General features: G+C 73.0%; 20 protein-coding genes. 12 read left to right on the forward strand and 8 right to left on the reverse strand.

What is annotated here, in order from left to right:
- The first annotated feature begins 44 nt into the window (after positions 1-44).
- Positions 45-1,469 (forward strand): HsdM family class I SAM-dependent methyltransferase, encoded by a 1,425-nt coding sequence (locus tag F0U47_RS14045; RefSeq protein ID WP_149751098.1) that lies wholly within the window; start codon positions 45-47, stop codon positions 1,467-1,469.
- Here F0U47_RS14045 and F0U47_RS14050 read toward each other — a convergent pair.
- Positions 1,462-1,974, reverse strand: coding sequence for a TOPRIM nucleotidyl transferase/hydrolase domain-containing protein (locus F0U47_RS14050; protein WP_149751099.1), 513 nt, complete (start codon positions 1,972-1,974; stop codon positions 1,462-1,464). The genes F0U47_RS14045 and F0U47_RS14050 overlap by 8 nt on opposite strands.
- 53 nt (positions 1,975-2,027) lie before the next feature.
- Here F0U47_RS14050 and F0U47_RS14055 point away from each other — a divergent pair, with 53 nt between their 5' ends.
- The 4 genes from F0U47_RS14055 to F0U47_RS14070 are packed head-to-tail and all read left to right on the forward strand — an operon-like array spanning position 2,028 to position 5,290.
- A complete protein-coding gene (locus F0U47_RS14055) occupies positions 2,028-3,023 on the forward strand; it encodes an ABC transporter ATP-binding protein (RefSeq protein WP_438362074.1) in 996 nt (331 codons plus the stop codon).
- On the forward strand, positions 3,023-3,874 hold the full coding sequence (locus F0U47_RS14060) for an ABC transporter permease (protein WP_149751100.1): 852 nt from the start codon (positions 3,023-3,025) through the stop codon (positions 3,872-3,874). The genes F0U47_RS14055 and F0U47_RS14060 overlap by 1 nt, the downstream gene beginning before the upstream one ends.
- Positions 3,871-4,695, forward strand: coding sequence for an ABC transporter permease (locus tag F0U47_RS14065; protein ID WP_246159628.1), 825 nt, complete (start codon positions 3,871-3,873; stop codon positions 4,693-4,695). The genes F0U47_RS14060 and F0U47_RS14065 overlap by 4 nt, the downstream gene beginning before the upstream one ends.
- 13 nt (positions 4,696-4,708) lie before the next feature.
- Positions 4,709-5,290 carry a DM13 domain-containing protein gene (locus tag F0U47_RS14070; RefSeq protein ID WP_149751101.1) on the forward strand — a complete coding sequence of 194 codons (582 nt, stop codon included), beginning with the start codon at positions 4,709-4,711 and terminating at the stop codon, positions 5,288-5,290.
- A 4-nt stretch (positions 5,291-5,294) separates the two neighbouring features.
- On the opposite strand, the gene F0U47_RS14075 is transcribed toward F0U47_RS14070, so the two are convergent.
- From F0U47_RS14075 to F0U47_RS14095, 5 genes are read right to left on the reverse strand one after another with little or no spacing between them, the layout of a single operon-like run.
- Positions 5,295-6,077, reverse strand: a complete 783-nt coding sequence (locus F0U47_RS14075) for an HAD family hydrolase (RefSeq protein ID WP_149751102.1) — start codon at positions 6,075-6,077, stop codon at positions 5,295-5,297.
- A 24-nt stretch (positions 6,078-6,101) separates the two neighbouring features.
- The gene (locus tag F0U47_RS14080) at positions 6,102-7,670 is read right to left on the reverse strand and encodes a non-homologous end-joining DNA ligase LigD (protein ID WP_149751103.1); all 1,569 of its coding nucleotides are present in this window, start codon (positions 7,668-7,670) and stop codon (positions 6,102-6,104) included.
- Between the two features lie 52 nt (positions 7,671-7,722).
- Positions 7,723-8,472: an IclR family transcriptional regulator gene (locus F0U47_RS14085; RefSeq protein ID WP_149751104.1), complete on the reverse strand. Its 750-nt coding sequence runs from the start codon at positions 8,470-8,472 to the stop codon at positions 7,723-7,725.
- Between the two features lie 4 nt (positions 8,473-8,476).
- The gene (locus F0U47_RS14090) at positions 8,477-9,466 is read right to left on the reverse strand and encodes a TIGR03086 family metal-binding protein (protein WP_149751105.1); all 990 of its coding nucleotides are present in this window, start codon (positions 9,464-9,466) and stop codon (positions 8,477-8,479) included.
- The gene (locus tag F0U47_RS14095) at positions 9,463-9,777 is read right to left on the reverse strand and encodes an ArsR/SmtB family transcription factor (protein ID WP_149751106.1); all 315 of its coding nucleotides are present in this window, start codon (positions 9,775-9,777) and stop codon (positions 9,463-9,465) included. Before F0U47_RS14095 ends, F0U47_RS14090 begins: the two co-directional genes overlap by 4 nt.
- 198 nt (positions 9,778-9,975) lie before the next feature.
- On the opposite strand from F0U47_RS14095, the gene hutH reads away from it, so the two are divergent.
- The 5 genes from hutH to hutI are packed head-to-tail and all read left to right on the forward strand — an operon-like array spanning position 9,976 to position 16,637.
- Positions 9,976-11,526, forward strand: coding sequence for a histidine ammonia-lyase (gene hutH / locus F0U47_RS14100; RefSeq protein ID WP_149751107.1), 1,551 nt, complete (start codon positions 9,976-9,978; stop codon positions 11,524-11,526).
- Positions 11,523-13,169 carry a urocanate hydratase gene (gene hutU / locus F0U47_RS14105; RefSeq protein WP_149751108.1) on the forward strand — a complete coding sequence of 549 codons (1,647 nt, stop codon included), beginning with the start codon at positions 11,523-11,525 and terminating at the stop codon, positions 13,167-13,169. Before hutH ends, hutU begins: the two co-directional genes overlap by 4 nt.
- Positions 13,169-14,338, forward strand: coding sequence for an allantoate amidohydrolase (locus F0U47_RS14110; RefSeq protein WP_149751109.1), 1,170 nt, complete (start codon positions 13,169-13,171; stop codon positions 14,336-14,338). Before hutU ends, F0U47_RS14110 begins: the two co-directional genes overlap by 1 nt.
- Positions 14,335-15,474 (forward strand): formimidoylglutamate deiminase, encoded by a 1,140-nt coding sequence (locus F0U47_RS14115; RefSeq protein WP_246159629.1) that lies wholly within the window; start codon positions 14,335-14,337, stop codon positions 15,472-15,474. The genes F0U47_RS14110 and F0U47_RS14115 overlap by 4 nt, the downstream gene beginning before the upstream one ends.
- Positions 15,471-16,637, forward strand: a complete 1,167-nt coding sequence (hutI, locus tag F0U47_RS14120) for an imidazolonepropionase (protein WP_149751111.1) — start codon at positions 15,471-15,473, stop codon at positions 16,635-16,637. The genes F0U47_RS14115 and hutI overlap by 4 nt, the downstream gene beginning before the upstream one ends.
- Here hutI and F0U47_RS14125 read toward each other — a convergent pair.
- Positions 16,615-17,142: a GNAT family N-acetyltransferase gene (locus F0U47_RS14125; RefSeq protein WP_149751112.1), complete on the reverse strand. Its 528-nt coding sequence runs from the start codon at positions 17,140-17,142 to the stop codon at positions 16,615-16,617. The genes hutI and F0U47_RS14125 overlap by 23 nt on opposite strands.
- Before the next feature lie 35 nt (positions 17,143-17,177).
- Positions 17,178-17,603, reverse strand: coding sequence for a hypothetical protein (locus F0U47_RS14130; protein WP_149751113.1), 426 nt, complete (start codon positions 17,601-17,603; stop codon positions 17,178-17,180).
- A gap of 120 nt (positions 17,604-17,723) precedes the next feature.
- On the opposite strand from F0U47_RS14130, the gene F0U47_RS22040 reads away from it, so the two are divergent.
- Both F0U47_RS22040 and F0U47_RS14140 read left to right on the forward strand, forming a co-directional pair.
- Positions 17,724-19,298, forward strand: coding sequence for an HD domain-containing phosphohydrolase (locus F0U47_RS22040; RefSeq protein WP_281290997.1), 1,575 nt, complete (start codon positions 17,724-17,726; stop codon positions 19,296-19,298).
- Positions 19,299-19,397: 99 nt separating this feature from the next.
- The gene (locus F0U47_RS14140; protein WP_149751114.1) at positions 19,398-19,763 is read left to right on the forward strand and encodes a DsrE family protein; all 366 of its coding nucleotides are present in this window, start codon (positions 19,398-19,400) and stop codon (positions 19,761-19,763) included.
- Positions 19,764-19,960: the final 197 nt, after the last annotated feature.

Below are 19,960 nucleotides of genomic sequence, written 5' to 3' on the forward strand. Positions count from 1 at the left end.
GTTGTAGTCATTCTGACTATAACACGGCCCACTAGCCTGCCGACATGGCGGACGAGCGGGAGCGGGCCGAGGCGCTCGCCACCGCCTACGAGGACCGGCTGGTGGGTGAGAGGTCCGGCGAGCGTCGCACGCGTGGGGCGTTCTACACCCCGCCCGAGCTCGTCGACTGGATCCTCGACCGGGCACTGACCGGCGGCGCCTCCCGGCTGCTGGACCCCGCCTGCGGGACCGGGCACTTCCTGGTCGCGTCGGCCCGCCGGCTCGGCGACGTGCGCGCGGTGCACGGCTCGGACCTCGACCCGGAGGCCGTCCGGATCGCCCGGCTGCGGCTGCAGGCCGAGGACCCCTCGGTGCCCGCCGCCGAGATCGAGGAGCGGGTGCGCGTCGCCGACGGGCTGGCCGCCTGGGACGGGGCGACGTTCGACGCCGTCGTCGGGAACCCGCCGTTCCTCGGACAGCTCAAGCGGCGCACGGCGGGCCAGCGCACCGGGCTCGGCGCCTATACCGACACCAGCGCAGCGTTTCTCCACCGCGCCCTCGGCCTGGTGGAGCCGGGCGGCATCGTCGCTCTCGTGCAGCCGCTCTCGGTGCTCGGCGCTCGTGACGCGGGGCCGGTGCGGGCGGAGGTCGCCGAGGTCGGCGCCGTGTCCGAGCTGTGGGTGTCCGACCGGCCGGTCTTCCGCGGGACCTCCGTGCTCGCGTGCGTCCCGGTGGTGCGGATCGGCGCGACCGGCGGCCCCGGGCCGGACGACTGGGGCCGTCTCGCGGCGCCCTCCTTCGGCGTCCCGGTCGTCGACCTGCCGCCGGGCACGGGCGTGCTCGGCGACCTGGCTGCCTGCACGGCGGACTTCCGCGACCAGTACTACGGGCTGGTGCCGCACGTCCGCGAGGCGGTCGGCGCGCCCGGTGAGACGCCGCTCGTCACCAGCGGGCTGATCGAGCCGGGCACGTGCGAGTGGGGGAGCCGGCCGACCCGCTTCGCGCGGCAGGAGTACGCCGCACCCGTCGTCGACGTGGCCGCCGTCCGCACCGGACCGCTCGCGTCGTGGGCGGAGGCCCGGCTGGTGCCCAAGGTGCTCGTCGCCGGGCAGGGCCGGGTGATCGAGGCGGTCGTGGACGAGCGGGGGGAGTGGCTGCCCTCCGTTCCGGTCGTGTCGGTGGTCCCGCACGACCCGGCCGACCTGTGGCGCATCCTCGCCGTCCTCCTCGCGCCCCCGGTCGTCGCCCACGCCGCCGCGCGCTACCTCGGCACCGGACTCACGCCGGGGTCGGTCAAGGTGAGTGCCCGGCAATTGGCAGCGCTCCCGCTGCCGCCGGACGCGGGTCCCTGGGCCGCCGGCGCCGACCTTGCGCGGGATGGCCGCGTGGCCGAGGCCGGGGCGGTGATGACTGGCGCCTACGGGATCGACCCCCGGTCCGGCGTGCTCGACTGGTGGCTCGGGCGGCTCGGGGCTACCCGGCCTAGGTGACCGCGGCGAGCACACCGGCGAGCGGAGCCGGCACGGTGCCGGGGTCGAGCACGGCGGCGAGGAGCGCGGCGTACTTCTCCTTCCGGCCGCTCGTCGTGCCGAAGAACCGCCGCAGCACGGCCGTCTCGGCACGGCCGCGGTGGAACGGCTGGTTGCAGAGGATGTGCCACGCGGCCAGGTCGCCGGCGGCCGCGACGACGTCGAGGACCCGGGGCACGCCGAGCGCCCGGATCAGCTCGTCCTCGAGGTCGGCGTCGCAGACGAAGCGCTCGACGGGACGGTGGTGCCGCGCCAGCGTGCGGTCGACGTACGACGTCTCGCCGGCGTCGTGCAGCACGGTCACCCGCCCGCCCCCGGGCAGCTCCGCGAGGTGTCGGCGCAGGTTGGTGATCCCGCCCATGCTGACGACCTCGACGCCGCTCAGGTCGTGGCCCAGCCGACCGGCGAGCGTCAGCAGCGCGGTCCGGTCGCTCTCGCCCTCGACGAGCACGAAGGAGCGGGGCATCCGCCGACGATATTCGAAGGCCGGTGTCTGCGTCCGTGCCTAGGATCGGTCGGGTGAGCGACACCCTCTCCGAAGATGCGGCGGACAGCCCGATGGTCGCTCCCGCGCCGACCGACGCGATGATCACCGCCCGCGGGCTCCGGAAGGAGTTCCGCCAGGCTTCCGGCGACACCTTCGAGGCGGTCAAGGGCATCGACCTCGACGTGCGCAGGGGAGAGGCGTTCGGCCTGCTCGGACCCAACGGCGCCGGCAAGTCCTCGACCCTGCGGATGATCGCGTCGGTGTCGCCGGTCAGCGGCGGCGAGCTGCGCATCCTCGGCATGGACCCGGCCGTCGACGGCCCGGCGATCCGCGGTCGCCTCGGCGTCTGCCCGCAGGAGGACAACCTCGACCAGGAGCTCAACGTCTTCGACAACCTCTACATCTACGGCCGCTACTTCGGCCTGCCCAAGCAGGTGGTCCGCGAGCGGGCCGGGGAGCTGCTGGAGTTCGCGAAGCTCACCGACAAGGCGAAGTCCAAGGTCGAGGAGCTCTCGGGCGGCATGAAGCGGCGGCTCACGATCGCCCGCTCACTCATCAATCGTCCCGACCTGCTGCTGCTCGACGAGCCGACCACCGGCCTCGACCCGCAGGCCCGCCACGTGCTGTGGGACCAGCTGTTCCGGCTCAAGCACGCCGGCGTCACGCTCGTGCTGAGCACGCACTACATGGACGAGGCCGAGCAGCTGTGCGACCGCCTGGTCGTCATGGACAAGGGCGTGATCGTCGCCGAGGGTGCGCCGCTCGACCTGATCCGGACCCACTCGACCCGCGAGGTGGCCGAGCTGCGGTTCGGCGTCGGCGAGCATGCCGACCATGCCGAGGTGATCGGCGACCTCGGCGAGCGGGTCGAGGTGCTGCCCGACCGGCTGCTCGTCTACACCCACGACGGCGAGGAGGTCCTGGCCAAGACGCACGAGCGCGGCCTGCAGCCGCTGGCGACGCTGGTCCGGCGCTCCACCCTGGAGGACGTCTTCCTCCGCCTCACCGGCCGGACCCTGGTCGACTGATGGCGGTCTCGACCCCGTCGACAGGCTCAGGGACCGGAGGGCCCGAGGCGGTCCCCGCGCCCCACGACCTCCCGTTCAAGGAGGGCGTGCTGCGGCAGGTCGACTACTGGGCGACGCTGTGGGCGCGCACCTGGCGCGGGGTCGTCGTCTCCTCGTTCCTGTCACCGTTCCTCTACGTGCTGGCGATGGGCGTGCTGCTCGGCGGTTTCGTCGAGGCCGACGCCGACGCGCTGGAGGGGGCGACTTCGTACCTCGCCTTCGTCGTGCCTGGCCTGATCGCGTCGCACGCGATGCAGACCGCGGTCTCCGAGACCACCTGGCCGGTCATGGGCATGATCAAGTGGCAGCGGATCTACGAGTCGATGCTCGCCACGCCGCTGCAGCCGCGACACGTCGTGGGCGCGCACCTGGCTTCTGTCGCGCTCCACCTCACCGCGACGTGCGCGCTGTTCACAGCCGTGATGGCGCCGTTCGGCGTCTACGAGTCCTGGTGGGGGCCGTTCCTCGCCTTCGCGTCGCAGGTGCTCTGCGGGATGACCTTCGCGACCCTGGTCTACGCCTTCGCCACCCGCAGCAGGTCGGAGGAGAGCTTCGGAGTCCTGTTCCGGCTCGGCGTCTTCCCGCTGTTCCTGTTCTCGGGCGCGTTCTTCCCGGTCAGCAACCTCGGCGACGTCGGCTCCTGGCTGGCGAGGCTGACGCCGCTGTGGCAGGGCGTCAACCTGTCCCGGATGTTCGCCCTCGACAACGTCACCTGGTGGGTGGCCGGCGTCAACGTCGCGGTCCTCGTGGTGCTGATGCTGCTCGGGTGGCGGTGGTCGGTCTCCGGCCTGACGAAGCGGATGATCGCGTGACCGCGCCGCGGACCAATCGGCTGCTCGAGTCCGACACCACCCAGGTCCAGCCGCTCGGCCCGGGAGCCGCGACCGGGCTGCTGGTGCTGCGCAACTACGTGGTCTACCGCGACGCGTGGAAGCTCTTCATCACCGGCTTCCTCGAGCCGGTCTTCTACCTGCTGTCGATCGGCATCGGCGTCGGCGCGCTGATCGAGGGCTTCGCGGTCGGCGGCAAGGAGGTCTCCTACGCGACCTTCGTCGCGCCCGGGATGCTCGCCGCGTCCGCCTTCAACGGCGCCTTGCTCGACTCGACGTTCAACGTCTTCTTCAAGCTGAAGTACACCAAGCTCTACGACCAGATGCTGGCCACGCCGCTCTCGACCGGCGACATCGCGCGCGGCGAGATCGCCTGGGGCCAGCTGCGCGGGTCGTCCTACGCCGTGATGTTCCTGCTGGTGATGCTCGCGATGGGGCTGATCGAGTCGTGGTGGGCCGTACTTGCCCTGCCGGCGGTGCTGCTCATCGGGTTCGCGTTCAGCGCCGTGTGCATGGCGGCGACGACCTGGATGCGCAACTTCCAGGACTTCGACAAGATCACCCTCGTCCAGCTGCCGCTCTTCCTGTTCAGTGCGACCTTCTTCCCCGTCGACACCTACTCCGGGCCGGTTCGGTGGATCGTCGAGTGCACGCCGCTCTACCGCGGCGTGGTGCTCTGCCGCGAGCTCACGACCGGCACGGTTTCCGCCGCCTCCGCGGTTTCGGTCGTCTACCTTCTGGTCATGGGGGTGGTGGGCCTGCTGGTCGTGCGCCGGCGGCTCGACACACTGCTGCTGACCTGAGGAGAGATGACCGATGAGCCGCAAGAGGACGATCTGGCTGAGCGTCGGTGGCGTGTTCCTCGTGGTGGTCGTGATCGGCCTGCTGCTCTTCCAGCCGTGGCTGCTGTTCATCGACGACAAGGTCGACGAGGCCGACGAGAGCGGTGAGGTGGTCGGCACGGCCTCCGACGGCCTCTCCCAGACGTCCTTCCCGGAGCCGGACGCCGGCGACACGGGGACGGCGGACCAGCCCCGCCGCGTCGAGCTGACGTCCGGTGACTTCATCGACGCCGAGCACGGCACGTCCGGCCGCGCGATCATCTACCTGCGCGAGGACGGCACCCGCTACCTGCGGCTCGAGGGCTTCGAGACCTCCAACGGCCCCGACGTCCACGTGTGGATCACCGACCAGAAGAGCGGCGGCGACTGCGACGGCTGCTTCGGCTCCTGGGACATCTACGACGACGGTGACTACGTCCGGCTCGGCGAGCTCAAGGGCAACCAGGGCGACCAGAACTATGAGATCCCCGGCGACGCCGACCTCGAGGGCATGCGGTCGGTCGTGATCTGGTGCGACCAGTTCAACGTGGCCTTCGGCACCGCCGCGATCGCCTGAGCCGCTAGCGGTCGAGCAGGGCCTCGATCACGCGGGCCACGCCGTCGTCGCCGCACGGCGGCGCGACGTGGTCGGCAGCCTCGAGCACGGAGGGGTGGGCGTCGGCCATGGCGTACGACGTCCCGGCCCAGGCCAGCATCGGGATGTCGTTGGGCATGTCCCCGAAGGCGACGACGTCGTCGGCGGCGACGCCGAGCCGTGCGCACAGCTCGACGAGGGCCGTCGCCTTGTCGACGCCGGCTGCGCTGATCTCCACCAGGCCGCTCTCGGACCAGGTGGCGGTCGCCGTCTCCCCGACGGCCGCGACCACGGCGTCCCGGAAGTCGTCGGGCCCCATGGACGGGTGCCGCACCAGCACCTTCAGCGCGGGCAGGTCCCAGATCTCGTCGAGCTCGCCGCGCGGCGAGCCCTCCGGAACGTGGTGGCGCTCGACGAAGCGCGGGTCGAGCCGGATGCCGTCGATGCACTCGACGGCGAACGCTGCCCCGGGCACCGACGCGGCGATCGCGGAGATCACCGACAGACCGGCCGCAGGCTCGATCCCGCGGACGCTGATGGCCGAGCCGGCGTGCACGTCGTAGACGACGGCGCCGTTGGAGACGATCGCCAGCCCGTGCTCGCCGACGAGCGGCCAGAACCCGTCCATCCAGCGCAGTGGCCGGGCGGTGACGAACACCAGGGGGATGTCGGCGCGGTCCGCGCGCTCCAGCACCGACGCGGTGAACGGGCTGGGCTCGCTGCTGTCGGCCGGGACCAGGGTGCCGTCGAGGTCGGTCGCGATCAGCACGCGTCGATCGTAGGTGGGGCTCCGTCAGGTGATCTCGGGCAGGTCCTGCTCGACGCCGAGGAGGGCGCGGAACGGGTCGCCCCGCTCCTCGAGCCGGTCGAGGACGGTCCGCACCGTCCAGCGGTCCGGCCGCAGCTCGGGGTCGTCGAGCTCCGCCCAGCTGATCGGCACGGAGACGGGCGCACCGGCGGCGGGACGCGTGGAGTACGGCGCCACGAGGGTCTTGTTGATGGCGTTCTGGGTGTAGTCGAGCCGCGCCAGCCCCCGGCGCTCCTTCTTCTGCCACTTCCAGCTGACGAGGTCCGGCAGCACCTTGCCGATGGTCTTGGACAGCTTCTCCGTCCAGGCGCGGGTCTCGTCGAAGGTGTAGCCCGGGCGGACCGGGACCCAGATCTGGATGCCACGCTTGCCGGTCACCTTCGCTCGTGCGGTCACGCCGAGGTGGTCGAGGGCGGTCCGGTGCAGGCGGGCCAGCTCGAGCAGCTCGTCCCAGGTGGTCCGCTCGCCCGGGTCGAGGTCGACGAGGGCGTACGTCGGCTCGTGCATCGCGGTCGTCAACGACGTCCACGGGTGCCACTCCAGCGCGCCGAAGTTGGCGGCCCAGAGCAGCGCAGCCGGCTCGTCGACGACGAGGTAGGTCGTCGTCTCGCCCGGGTCGGCCTCGGGGTTGTCCCAGCGCGGCAGCCAGTCCGGAGCGTGCTTGGGCAGCTCCTTGTGCCAGAAGCCCTTCGCATCCGCGCCGTCCGGATAGCGGTGCAGGTTGAGCGCCCGCCCCTCCAGGTAGGGGAGCGACAGCGGCGCGATCCGCGCGACGTAGGCCAGGAGCTCCCGCTTGGTCACCGGCGGGTCGCCGGGGAAGAGCACCTTGTCGAGGTTGGTCACCTTGAGCCGGCGGCCGAAGACCTCCCAGGTGCCCTCCTGTTCGAGCTCCTCCAGCGCAGCGATCGCCTCGTCGGGCACGGGATCGGGCAGCATCGAGACCTCTGCTTCCTCGGCCGGAGCCCCGGAGCGCCACATCCGGTCCGGGTCCTCCTTGACTTCGTCGTTGGTACGACCGGTCAGCACCGAGCGGGGGTGCTCCTCGGGGTCCCAGCCGGGTACGGCGTACTCGTCCTTCTTGTGCAGGAGCAGCCACTGCTCCTTCTCGTCGGCCTTCCCGTCACGCCGCAGCAGCACGAGCCGGCCGCGGAGCTTCTCTCCGTGCACCTCGGCGTGCAGCTCACCCTGCTCGAGCGCGGCCGCCGGGTCGTCGGTCTTCGCTGGCTCCCAGGTGCCGGTGTCCCACACGATCACGTCGCCGCCGCCGTACTGGCCGCTCGGGATGATCCCCTCGAAGTCGATGTACTCCACCGGGTGGTCCTCGACGTGGACCGCCATCCGCTTCACCGACGGGTCGAGGGTCGGGCCCTTCGGGACGGCCCAGCTCACCAGCACCCCGTCGATCTCGAACCGGAGGTCGTAGTGCAGGCGGCTGGCGCGATGCCGCTGGACGACGAACCGGCGCCGCCCCGACGCGTCGCGCGCGGCGCTGCCGGCGGGCTCCGGCGTGCGCCGGAAGTCCCGCTTGCGCCGGTAGGTCGCGAGGTCGCCCATGCCTCCTCAGTGCCCGCTGCGGCCACCCGTCAGACCCCGTCGGCCTCCGTCGTCAGCGACCGCTGAGTCGGCGGCCGAGCGTCGCCGCGGTCGTGGTGACGGCGTCGGCCAGCCGGTCGGCGTCCCCCTCCGTCGCGACGAAGGTGACCGCGACGCCCGCGACCGGGTGCCCGTTGTGGTCGAGCACGGCCGCGGCGACGCTGGCCAGGCCGGGTGTCACCTCGCCGTCCTCGCGGGCGTGGCCGCGCTGACGGGTCTCGGTCAGCACCGAGCGCAGCGCGCTGGGGGAGCCCGGCCCGACGCCGGTCCGGTCGACGAACGCGGAGCGGTCGGGGTAGAGCGCGCGGACCTGCGCCGCCGGCAGCTGCGCGAGGATCGCCCGACCGCTGGCCGTCAGGTGGGCGGGCAGCCGGACTCCCACGTCGGTCACCAAGGACGGACGGCCGGGCGCCCGCTCCTCGAGCACGTAGAGCACGTCCCGCCCGTGCAGCACCGCGAGGTGCGCAGACTGGCCGACCCGGTCGACCAGGGTGGCGAGGGGTCGCCTCGCGATCCGCTGCAGCGGCTCCTGGCGGGCGTAGCCGGACCCGACCTCGAACGCGGCCACCCCCACGCCGTACCGCTGCTCGTCGGGGAGGTGGACGACGAAGCCCTCCTCGACCATCGCGGCCAGCAGGTGGTAGGCCGACGACCTGGGGATGCCGACCGCCGCCGTCACCCGCTCCAGCGGCACCGGCTCCGGCTGCGCGGCGAGGAACCGCAGGACACGCAGCGCCCTCGTCGCCGACGGGACCTGGCCCATGCGATCAGCTCTGCCCGGCGGGCTGCGCGGCGAGCGCGGTGCGGCCGGCGAACGCCGCGAACCTGTCGAGGGGCGAGGCGTCGGCAGGCGCCGGCACCTCGTCGGCGAAGGCGCGGCCGCGCGCCATCGGCAGGATGGGCTCCGAGAGGCCGGCGACGTAGGCGACGACCTCGTCCGACACCTCGACGGTCGTGCCGAGAGCCTGGGCGAGGTCCCAGCCGTGGAGGACGATCTCGGCGCTCACCAGCGCGGCCCCGACGCTTGCCGGCATCTCGCCGGCCGGTCCCTGCACGGTGCTGTCGAGGTCGGCCCGGCGCCACGCGGTGATCGACTCATCGGCAGCGGTGGACACGCGGTGCTCTGCCGATCCCTCGACCTCGGCGATGGTGGCGCCCACCATGGCGCCCAGCCCCACCATCGAGGCGACGAGATGGTCGACGAGCGGGCCGACCGGGAGCTCGGGGCAGGGCGTGCGCCGGTCGGCGTCGTCGTCGGTGATCGACCGCAGGATCGGCTGGATCGCCGACAGCACGGCCTCGGCGGCGACGAGCGGCGTGAGGTTCTCCGGCTCCCACGCCCAGGGGTCCTGGCCCGCGTCGCCGGTCGTGGCGACCTTCTCGAGTCGCTCGAGGAAGTGGGTCCAGCCCTCGTCGTGGCCGGCGACCTGGTCGGCGGGAAGGCCCTCGTGCACCAGGGTCACCAGCGACCCACCGTCGGCCGGCTCGACGGTGATCGTGACGGTGGAGGCGTCGACCGGCAGCCCGTCGTCGCCGTCCCAGCCCCAGCCGAGCACGACCCGGCGGCCGGGCTCGAGCTCGCGGACGGTGCCGGCGACGTGGTGGCCGGGCGTCACCGTCCAGCGGTAGTCGCCCCCGGCGCGGAGGTCGACGTACGCCGAGACCGTCATCCAGCGCCGCAGCCGCTCGGGCTCGGTGATCAGGGCGAACGCTTCGTCGGGGGAGACCGGCAGGGTCGCGGTCTTGGTGATGGTCATGGGTTGCTCCTGTTGGGGTGGGCGTGGGCGTGGGCGTCGGCGACGAGCAGGTCGAGCTCGTCGGTCCAGAACCGGTCGATCTCGGCCTGCAGCGAGCGCAAGCCGTCGGGGACGACGCGGTAGATCCGCTGGCGGCCGACCTTCTCGGCCGTCACGAGCCCGGCATCGGCCAGCAGCAGGAGGTGCTGGCTGACGGCCGATCGGGTCACGGTGAACTCGGCAGCGATGTCGCTGACGGTCCGGGGCTCGGACGCGAGCAGCTGCAGGATGCGGCGCCGGTTCGGCTCCGCTGCCGCACTGAAGGCGTCCACGCCAATACGTTAGTCGTCACTAACCTATTCGGCAAGACTTGGCCGATGAATCTGTCGCTTGGCCGATGAAACTTCGTACTCCCAGCGACAGTTTCACCGGCCGGCCGGTGAAACTGTCGCCCGCGAAGTCTCATATCCGAGACACCTCCTCCCCTCTGACGCTGGTGACCCCGGCCCGACCGGCGTTGGATGAGAGACATGGAGGACAACTACGTCGAGGTCGGTGTCGGACCCGTCTCGTTCGACCAGGTGGTCGCGGTCGCACGGGACGGCGCGGGCGTGCGGTTGAGCGATGACGCCCTCGCGGCCGTCGACCGGGCGCGCGGGGTCGTGGAGGAGCTGGCGGCGTCGCCGACGCCGGCGTACGGCGTCTCGACCGGGTTCGGCGCGCTCGCGACCCGGCACATCGCGCCCGAGCTGCGCACCCAGCTGCAGCGCTCGCTGGTCCGGTCCCACGCGGCCGGGTCCGGTCCGGAGGTCGAGCGGGAGGTCGTCCGGTCGCTCATGCTGCTGCGGCTCTCGACACTCGCGACCGGCCACACCGGGGTCCGCCGCGAGACCGCCGAGCTCCTCGCGGCGTTACTGGCCCACGGCATCACGCCGGTGGTGCGGGAGTACGGCTCGCTGGGCTGCTCCGGTGACCTCGCGCCGCTGGCCCACTGCGCGCTCGCGCTGATGGGGGAGGGCGAGGTCCGCGACGCCGCCGGCACCCTGATGCCGGCCGCCGACGCCCTCGCCGACGCCGGCCTGAAGCCGGTCGAGCTCGCCGAGAAGGAGGGCCTCGCCCTCATCAACGGCACCGACGGCATGCTCGGCATGCTGGTGCTCGCGATCACCGACCTGCGGCGGCTGCTCCGCACGGCCGACATCGCCGCCGCCATGTCGGTGGAGGCCCAGCTGGGCACCGACCGGGTCTTCGCGCCCGAGCTGCAGGCGCTCCGCCCGCACCCCGGCCAGGCCGCCGCCGCCGCCAACCTGTTCGCGCTGCTGGCCGACTCCGGTGTGGTGGCATCGCACCGGGGCCCCGACTGCAACCGGGTGCAGGACGCCTACTCGCTGCGCTGCTCGCCGCAGGTCCACGGCGCGGCCCGCGACACCGTGGAGCACGCCGCGACGGTGGCCGGCCGCGAGCTCGCGAGCGCGGTCGACAACCCGGTGGTCCTGCCCGACGAGCGCCGGCTGGAGAGCAACGGCAACTTCCACGGCGCACCCGTCGGCTACGTCCTCGACTTCCTCGCCATCGCGGCGGCCGACGTCGCGTCCATCAGCGAGCGGCGCACCGACCGGTTCCTCGACAAGGCCCGCAACCACGGCCTGCCGCCGTTCCTCGCCGACGACCCCGGCGTCGACAGCGGGCACATGATCGCGCAGTACACCCAGGCCGCCGTCGTCTCGGAGATGAAGCGGCTCGCCGTGCCGGCCAGCGTCGACTCGATCCCGTCGAGCGCGATGCAGGAGGACCACGTCTCGATGGGCTGGTCCGCGGCGCGGAAGCTGCGCCGGTCCGTCGACGGGCTGAGCCGCGTCGTCGCTGTCGAGGTCCTGACGGCCGCCCGGGCGCTCGACCTGCGGGCGCCGCTGGAGCCGGCACCGGCCACGCGCGCCGTCGTACGACTCCTGCGGGACGCCGGCATCGCCGGCCCCGGCCCCGACCGCCACCTCTCGCCCGAGATCGAGACCGCGGTCTCGCTCGTCCAGTCCGGCGCGGTGCTCGCCGCCGCCCAGTCCGAGATCGGAGATCTTCGATGACCCCCATCCATGCAGCGACCGGCACCGAGCTGACCGCGAAGTCCTGGCAGACCGAGGCGCCGCTCCGGATGCTCATGAACAACCTCGACCCCGAGGTCGCCGAGCGTCCGGAGGACCTGGTCGTCTACGGCGGCACGGGGCGGGCAGCCCGCAGCTGGGAGGCCTACGACGCCATCGTCCGCACCCTCCGCGACCTCGAGGCCGACGAGACCCTCCTCGTCCAGAGCGGCAAGCCGGTCGGCGTCATGCGCACCCACGAGTGGGCGCCGCGGGTGCTCATCGCGAACTCCAACCTGGTCGGCGACTGGGCCAACTGGGAGGAGTTCCGGCGGCTCGAGGACCTCGGCCTCACCATGTACGGCCAGATGACGGCCGGCTCGTGGATCTACATCGGCACCCAGGGCATCCTCCAGGGCACGTTCGAGACGTTCGCCGCGGTCGCGGACAAGCGCTTCGGCGGCACGCTCGCCGGGACGATCACCGTCACCGCCGGGCTCGGCGGCATGGGCGGCGCCCAGCCGCTCGCCGTGACGATGAACGACGGTGTCGCGATCTGCATCGAGTGCGACCAGTCCCGGATCACCCGGCGGATCGAGCACCGCTACCTCGACGTGCAGGCGGACGACCTCGACGACGCCGTACGTCGCGCGCTCGCCGCCAAGGAGGCGCGAACGCCGCTGTCGATCGGCGTGCTCGGCAACGCGGCCGAGCTGCTGCCGCGGCTGCTGGAGCTCGACGTCCCGATCGACATCGTCACCGACCAGACCTCCGCCCACGACCCGCTGGCCTACCTCCCGGTCGGCGTGCCGTTCGAGGAGTGGGACGCCCAGCGGACCGCCGACCCGGTCGGGTTCACCAAGGCGGCGCAGTCGTCGATGGCGACCCACGTCGCCGCGATGGTGGGCTTCCTCGATAAGGGCGCCGAGGTCTTCGACTACGGCAACTCGATCCGCGACGAGGCACGCAAGGGCGGCTTCGACCGGGCGTTCGACTTCCCCGGCTTCGTGCCGGCCTACATCCGGCCGCTGTTCTGCGAGGGGAAGGGCCCGTTCCGCTGGGCGGCGCTGTCCGGCGACCCGGCCGACATCGCGGCCACGGACCGCGCGGTGCTGGAGCTGTTCCCCGACAACGAGCGGCTGCGGAAGTGGATCACCATGGCGCAGGAGCGGGTGCACTACCAGGGTCTGCCGGCGCGGATCTGCTGGCTGGGCTACGGCGAGCGCCACCTGGCCGGGCTCAAGTTCAACGAGATGGTGGCCTCCGGTGAGCTGAAGGCGCCGGTCGTGATCGGTCGCGACCACCTCGACTGCGGATCGGTCGCGTCGCCGTACCGCGAGACCGAAGCCATGGCCGACGGCTCGGACGCCATCGCCGACTGGCCGCTGCTGAACGCTCTCGTCAACACCGCCTCCGGCGCCACTTGGGTGTCGATCCACCACGGCGGAGGGGTCGGCATGGGACGCTCGATCCATGCCGGACAGGTGTGCGTTGCCGACGGCACCGACCTCGCGGCGCAGAAGATCGAGCGGGTGCTCAGCAACGACCCGGGCATGGGCGTGATCCGCCACGTCGACGCGGGCTACGACCGCGCCGTCGAGGTCGCCGGCGAGCGGGACGTCCGGGTCCCGATGCAGGACGGCTGATGACGTTCGAGTCGCTGTGGCATGACATCGAGCCGGTCGGGCGCTCGGGCTCGTCGGGCGGCTACTTCCGCCAGCCCTGGGCGAGCGCCGAGCTGGAGCTGCGGGCGTGGTTCCGCGAGCAGGCGACCGCGCGCGACCTCGCGGTCGAGGAGGACCCGTTCGGAAACCTCGTCGCCTGGTGGGGCGCCTCCGCCGCCGGCGACGCGGTGCTCACCGGCTCCCACCTCGACAGCGTCCTCGACGGCGGCGCGTACGACGGACCGCTGGGTGTCGTGTCCGCCCTGGCCGCGATCGACCTGATGCGCGACCGCGGCGTGCAGCCGGCACGACCGCTCGGCGTCGGCGTGTTCGTCGAGGAGGAGGGCTCCCGCTTCGGGCGGGCCTGCCTCGGCTCACGGCTCGCCGTGGGAAGCGCGCGATGGGACGACGTCGCCGGCCTGACCGACCGCGACGGTGTGCGGCTGGGCGACCTCGTCGCCGGTGGCGAGCCGACGCCGTGGCTCCGGCAGGTCGGCCGGTTCGTGGAGCTCCACGTCGAGCAGGGCCGCGGGCTGGTCGACCTGGACGCGGCGGTCGGTGTCGCGAGCGGGATCTGGCCGCACGGGCGGTGGCGGTTCGACCTCACCGGCCGGGCCGACCACGCGGGGACGACTCGGATGGAGGACCGCGCCGACCCGATGCTGACCTACGCGATGACCGCGCTCGCCGCCAACAAGCAGGCGCGGCTGGCCGGGCAGCGCGCGACCTTCGGTCGCATCGAGGCCCACCCCAACGGCACCAACGCCGTACCGTCCCGGGTCACGGCCTGGCTCGACGCCCGGGCGGACACCGACGAGGCGCTCACCGACCTGGTCGCCGCGATCGAGAAGCAGGCGGCCGAGCGGGCGGACCGCGACGGGACGACGCTGTCGGTCACCGCCGAGTCGGTGACTGGTGACGTCGCCTTCGACAGCTCTCTGTCGACGTCGGTCGGCCGCGGGCTGCCGGTGCTGCCGACCCAGGCCGGTCACGACGCCGGCGTGCTCCAGGCCGCGGGCATCCCCTCGGCGATGCTGTTCGTCCGCAACCCGTCGGGGGTGTCGCACTCGCCGGAGGAGTCGGCGGAGACCCGCGACTGCCTGGCGGGTGTGGACGCCCTGGCCGACGCACTGACGGGGCTGGTCGCGTGAACGTGCTGACGATCCCGGCCATGGCGAACGCCCACTCCCACGCGTTCCACCGCGCTCTGCGGGGCCGGACGCAGCAGGGCACGGGGAGCTTCTGGACGTGGCGGGAGCAGATGTACGACCTCGCGGCACGGCTGACGCCGGACCTCTACTACGAGCTCGCGCGGGCGGTGTACGCCGAGATGCTGGCGGGCGGCATCGGGGCGGTGGGGGAGTTCCACTACGTGCACCACCAGCCCGACGGGACGCCGTACGCCGACCCGAACGAGATGGGTCGCGCGCTGCTCGCCGCCGCGGACGACGTCGGCATCGCGATCCGGCTGCTCGACACCTGCTACCTGACGGCGGGGATCGGCCAGCCGGCGGAGGGCGTCCAGCGCCGGTTCAGCGACGGCACGGCCGAGGCGTGGGCCGAGCGGGTCGCGGCGTTCGACGACGACCGGGTCGGCGCGGCGGTCCACAGCGTCCGCGCGGTGCCGCGCGACCAGATGAGCACGGTGGCGGCGTGGGCCGCTGACCGGCCGCTGCACGTCCACCTCTCCGAGCAGCCGGCGGAGAACGACGCGTGCCGGGCGGCGTACGGCCAGACCCCGACCGAGGTGCTCGCCGGCGCCGGTGTGCTCGGCCCGCGGACGACGCTGGTCCACGCGACGCACCTCACCGACTCCGACGTCCGCACCATCGGCGACGCCGGCTGCCTCGTCTGCCTCTGCCCGACCACGGAGCGCGACCTCGCCGACGGCCTGGGGCGCGGCGCCGACCTGCGGGCCGCCGGCGCCCGGATCTCGCTCGGCTCCGACAGCCATGCCGTGGTCGACCTGTTCGAGGAGATGCGGGGCGTCGAGATGCACGACCGGCTCCGCACCGGGGTCCGCGGGCACTGGCCCGCCCGGGCGCTCCTCGACTGCGCGACGGTCCACGGGCACGCCTCGCTCGGCCTCGAGCCGACCGGCTCGGTCGTCCTCGACCCGGCATCCCCGCGAACGGCCGGCACCGGGGCCGACGTGCACGCCGCCGTCTTCGCGGCCACCGCCGCGGACGTCACCGAGGTCGTCATCGACGGCCGCGTCGTCTTCGACGGCGACCACGCGCGCGTCGGGCGCGAGCTCGAGGCCGCGATCGAGAAGGTCTGGCAGTGACCAGCGTCCTCATCACCAACATCGGCGAGCTCGTCACCAACGACCCCGTCGCCGAGGACCTGCTCGGCCTGCGCACTGACGCCGCGCTGGTCCTCGACGACGGCGTGGTCGCCTGGGTCGGCTCGGCCGGCGACGCTCCGGCTGCCGACGAGGTCGTCGACGCCGGTGGCCGGGCGGTCCTCCCCGGCTTCGTCGACAGCCACAGCCACCTCGTCTTCGCGGGGGACCGGGCCGAGGAGTTCCGGGCGCGGATGGCGGGGGAGAGCTACGCAGCGGGTGGCATCCGCACCACCGTCGCAGTGACCCGGGCCGCGTCCGACGACGAGCTGGCGGCCAACGTCGCCCGGCTGGTCGAGGAGATGCGCCGGCAGGGCACGACGACCGTCGAGATCAAGTCCGGCTACGGCCTCAGCGTCGCCGACGAGGAGCGCTCGCTCCGGGTGGCCAGCGGCTTCACCGACGAGACGACGTTCCTGGGTGCCCACGTCGTCCCTCCGGAGTACGCCGACGACCCGGCCGGGTACGTCGACCTGGTCACCGGTCCTATGCTGGCCGCCGCGGCGCCGTACGCCCGGTGGATCGACGCCTTCTGCGAGACCGGCGCCTTCGACGCCGACCAGGCACGTGCGGTGCTCACGGCGGGTGCCGCCGCCGGGCTGCACGGCCGCCTGCACGCCAACCAGCTCGGCCCGGGGCCGGGGGTCGCGCTGGCCGCCGAGCTGGGGCTGACCGCCGTGGACCACTGCACCTACCTGACCGACGACGACGTGCACGCGCTGCGCGACAGCGGCACGGTCGCGACCCTGCTGCCGGGGGTGGAGTTCTCCACCCGACAGCCCTACCCCGACGCGCGCCGGCTGCTCGACGCGGGCGTCCGGGTCGCCCTGGCCAGCGACTGCAACCCCGGCTCGTGCTACACGAGCTCGATCCCGCTCTGCATCGCGCTGGCGGTGCGCGAGATGGGGATGACGCCGGCCGAGGCCGTGCACGCGGCGACCGCCGGCGGCGCTGCGGCGCTCGGTCGCGCCGACGTGGGCCTGCTCGTGCCGGGGAGCCGGGCGGACGTCGTGCTCCTCGAGGCGGCGAGCCACGTCCACCTCGCCTACCGCCCGGGGGTGCCGTTGATCCGCCGGGTCTGGGCTAGCGGGGTTCCTCCGGCGTGATGCCGACCGGCACGAGGTCGCGCTGCAGGATCGCGACGTCGTGCCACGCGCCGAGCTTGTGGCCGACCCGCTCCAGCAGCCCGACCCGGCGGAAGCCGAACCGCGCGTGGAGGGCGTTGCTCGCGTCGTTGGGCTGGGCCACCTTGGCGAACGCGACGTGGAAGCCGCGCTCGGTCAGCCGGTCGAGCAGCGCGGCGTAGAGCGCACTGCCGACGCCGCCGCCCACGGAGTCCCGGGCGAGGTAGACGCTGACCTCGCACGCCCAGCGGTACGCCGGCCGCTCGGCCCACCGGGTGCCGTACGCGAACCCGGTGACCACGCCGTCCCGCTCCGCGACCAGCCAGGAGTGGCCCGCCTGGCACGCCGCGATCCGGCGGCCCATCTCCTCGACGGACGGCGGATCGATCTCGAAAGTGGCGGGCGTCTCGACGACGTACGCACCGTAGATCGCCGCGCACGCGGCCACGTCTGCCTCGGTCGCGTCCCGGATCTCGATGGCGGCCATGGGGCCATGCTGTCAGGCGCCCCGGGTCGCTCCCGTCAGTGTCCGGGTCGGTGGCCCTCGGGGTGGAACCCGGAGCACACCATGTCCATGGTCTCGATCGAGGTGGTCGCGCTGGCGTATCCCTGCTGCTCGATGACGTGCCACCCGCGTCCGATGTCGAAGGGCGCCGGCAGCAGGCGGATGCGCCAGGCCAGGTGGAGCCGGCCGCCGACCTCGCCCACGGTGGCGTCGACGACCTCGAACTGGTCTGCGCCCCCGAACCACGACCGGAACGCTGCGGCGACGTCGCCGGACCCTTCCAGCTCCACCGGTCCCGAGGGCAGCAGTGCACGGAAGCGGATCGTCGGCCCCAACGTCGTTGCCATCCGTTCGAAGTCGCGCGTCGCGAGCGCCTCGAGGAACTCGCCGCCCACCGACCACCGGGCGAGGGGCGGGGCTTCGGGTGCTGCGCTGCGTGTCATGGGAGCCTCCGGGTCGGGTGTGCCTCGACGCTAGGAGGGCCCGGCGTCGTGGTCGTCCGGGGTTCGCCCCACAAACGGCGAAAGCACCAACGGCGGGGGCGCCGCTCGTACGCTGGGCCGGTGGAGGATGGCGAACGGGACTCGGGCCTTCGGCTCACCGAGCTGCTCGCCGCGTTCTCGCTGGCCACGGACCTCGGCCTGGGCCAGCCCATGGAGCACGTGCTCCGCTCGTGGGCCATCGCGTCGCGGCTGGGCGACCATGTGGGCGTCGCGCGCGAGGAGCGCGGCGCGCTGTACTACGTCGCGACCCTCGCCTGGGTCGGGTGCGTCGCCGACACGCCGGAGGTCGCTGCGTGGTTCGACGACGACATCGCCTTCCGGGCCGACAGCTACCAGGTCGACTTCTCGGGTCTCCCGATGCTGGGGTTCATGCTTCGCCACGTGGGGACAGGCGGGCCGGCCATCCGGCGGCTCCGCCTGGCCGGGAGGCTCGTGGCCACCGGCGGGAGCGGGATCCAGCGGGGACTGATGTCGCACTGCCTGACGACGGCGCAGATGGCCGAGCGGCTCGGCCTCGGCCCGGAGGTCAGCGGTCCCCTCCAGCAGATGTTCACCCGGTGGGACGGACGGGGTGTGCCCGACGACGTGGGCGGTGACCAGATCGCCCTGTCGATGCGCCTGTTCCACCTCGCCGACACCGTCGAGGTCCACCACCGCGAGAACGGGACCGACGCCGCGATCGCGGTCGCCCGGGCCCGACAGGGCACGCACTTCGACCCGGCGGTGGTGGACGCGTTCTGTGCCCACGCCGACGAGGTGCTCGGCGACCTGTCCGCCGTGGACGACTGGAGCCACCTCGTCGCCGGCGAGCCGGGACTGCAGCGCCGGCTCACCGAGCGCGAGCTCGACACCGCGCTCGAGGCGATGGCCGACTTCACCGATCTCCGCTCACCCTCCCGAGCCGGTCACTCCCGCGGTGTCGCAGCCCTCGTGGCGCAGGCGGCGGCCGACACCGGGCTCGCGCCCGCCGACGTGGTGCTGGTACGCCGGGCCGCCCTCCTGCACGACATCGGTCTGCACGCCGTACCGGCCACCATCCTGGACGCGGACGGTGCGTTGACGGACACCGAGTCCGAGCGCCTGCGGATGCACACCTACTACACCGAGCGCATGCTGGCGCGACCTCCCGAGCTCGCCCGCATCGGGGCCATCGCGTCGATGGCCCAGGAGCGGTGCGACGGCTCCGGGCACCACCGCGGACTGTCGGGTCCCGCCATCCCGGTGACCGGGCGGCTCCTCGCCGCCGGATGTGCCTTCCGCACCTTGACCGAGGCACGGGAGCAGCGCGCGCCGATGACGGCCAGGGACGCCGCCGTCGAGCTCCGGGCCGAGGTCCGCGCAGGCCGGCTCGACGCGGACGCGGTCGACGCCGTCATCGCGGCAGCGGGCCAGGGCCGTGGCAAGCGACGCTCCGGCCCCGCCGGCCTCACCCCGCGCGAGATCGAGGTCCTCCGCCTGCTCGCCCGCGGCGCCTCGACGCGCGAGGTGGCGCGGCGCCTCGGCATCACCTCGAAGACCGCAGAGACCCACATCGAGCGCATCTACGCCAAGACCGGCGCCACGACCCGTTCGACCGTCACGTTGTTCGCCATGAAGAACGGGCTCCTGGACAACTTCGAGCCCCTCGAACCGTAGGGAGTTCCCCCGACGACATGCCCGGCCGGGGGTCCGTAGCGTCGCTCGGGAGGCGCCACCACGCGCCTCTTCCCGCAGCACCGGCAGAGAGGCACGCCCATGTCCACGAAAGCAGTCATCAGCCTGACGACCGGCCTGGAGGACGCCGAGAAGGTCACCGTTGCCTTCCTGGTGGCCGTCGGAGCGGCGGAGTCGGGGAGGTCGACGCTCATGTTCCTGACCAAGGAGGCTGTCCGGCTCGCCCTGCAGGGTGTCGCGGTCGGCGTCGCGTGCGACGGCTGCCCGCCCCTGCCCGACCTGATGAAGCGGTACGAAGCCGCCGGCGGTCGCTACTACGTGTGCCCGGTGTGCTTCGACGCCAAGAAGCTCGACAAGGCCGCGCTGATCGAGGGGGCCGAGGTGCAGGGCACCATCCCGATGTGGAGCTGGATCGGCGACGAGGGCGCGACGACCTTCAGCTACTGAACGGCGCCGGCGGGTCCCCAGTCGGCTCCCCGTCCGGCGACCAGCGGCCGCTGTGGCCGGTCTCGTCGAGGATCATGCCCCTTCGTGGTGAGTCGCCGGAGCCCGGCCCCGTTGAGGCTCGGGTCGTCGACCCCGAAGGTCTCGCAGGACATCTGTTTCCCGTTCGGGACCCGGGTCCGCCGCAGTAGGTCATGAGC

It is taken from the genome of Nocardioides antri (assembly GCF_008373765.1).
Classification (GTDB): Bacteria; Actinomycetota; Actinomycetes; order Propionibacteriales; family Nocardioidaceae; genus Nocardioides; species Nocardioides antri.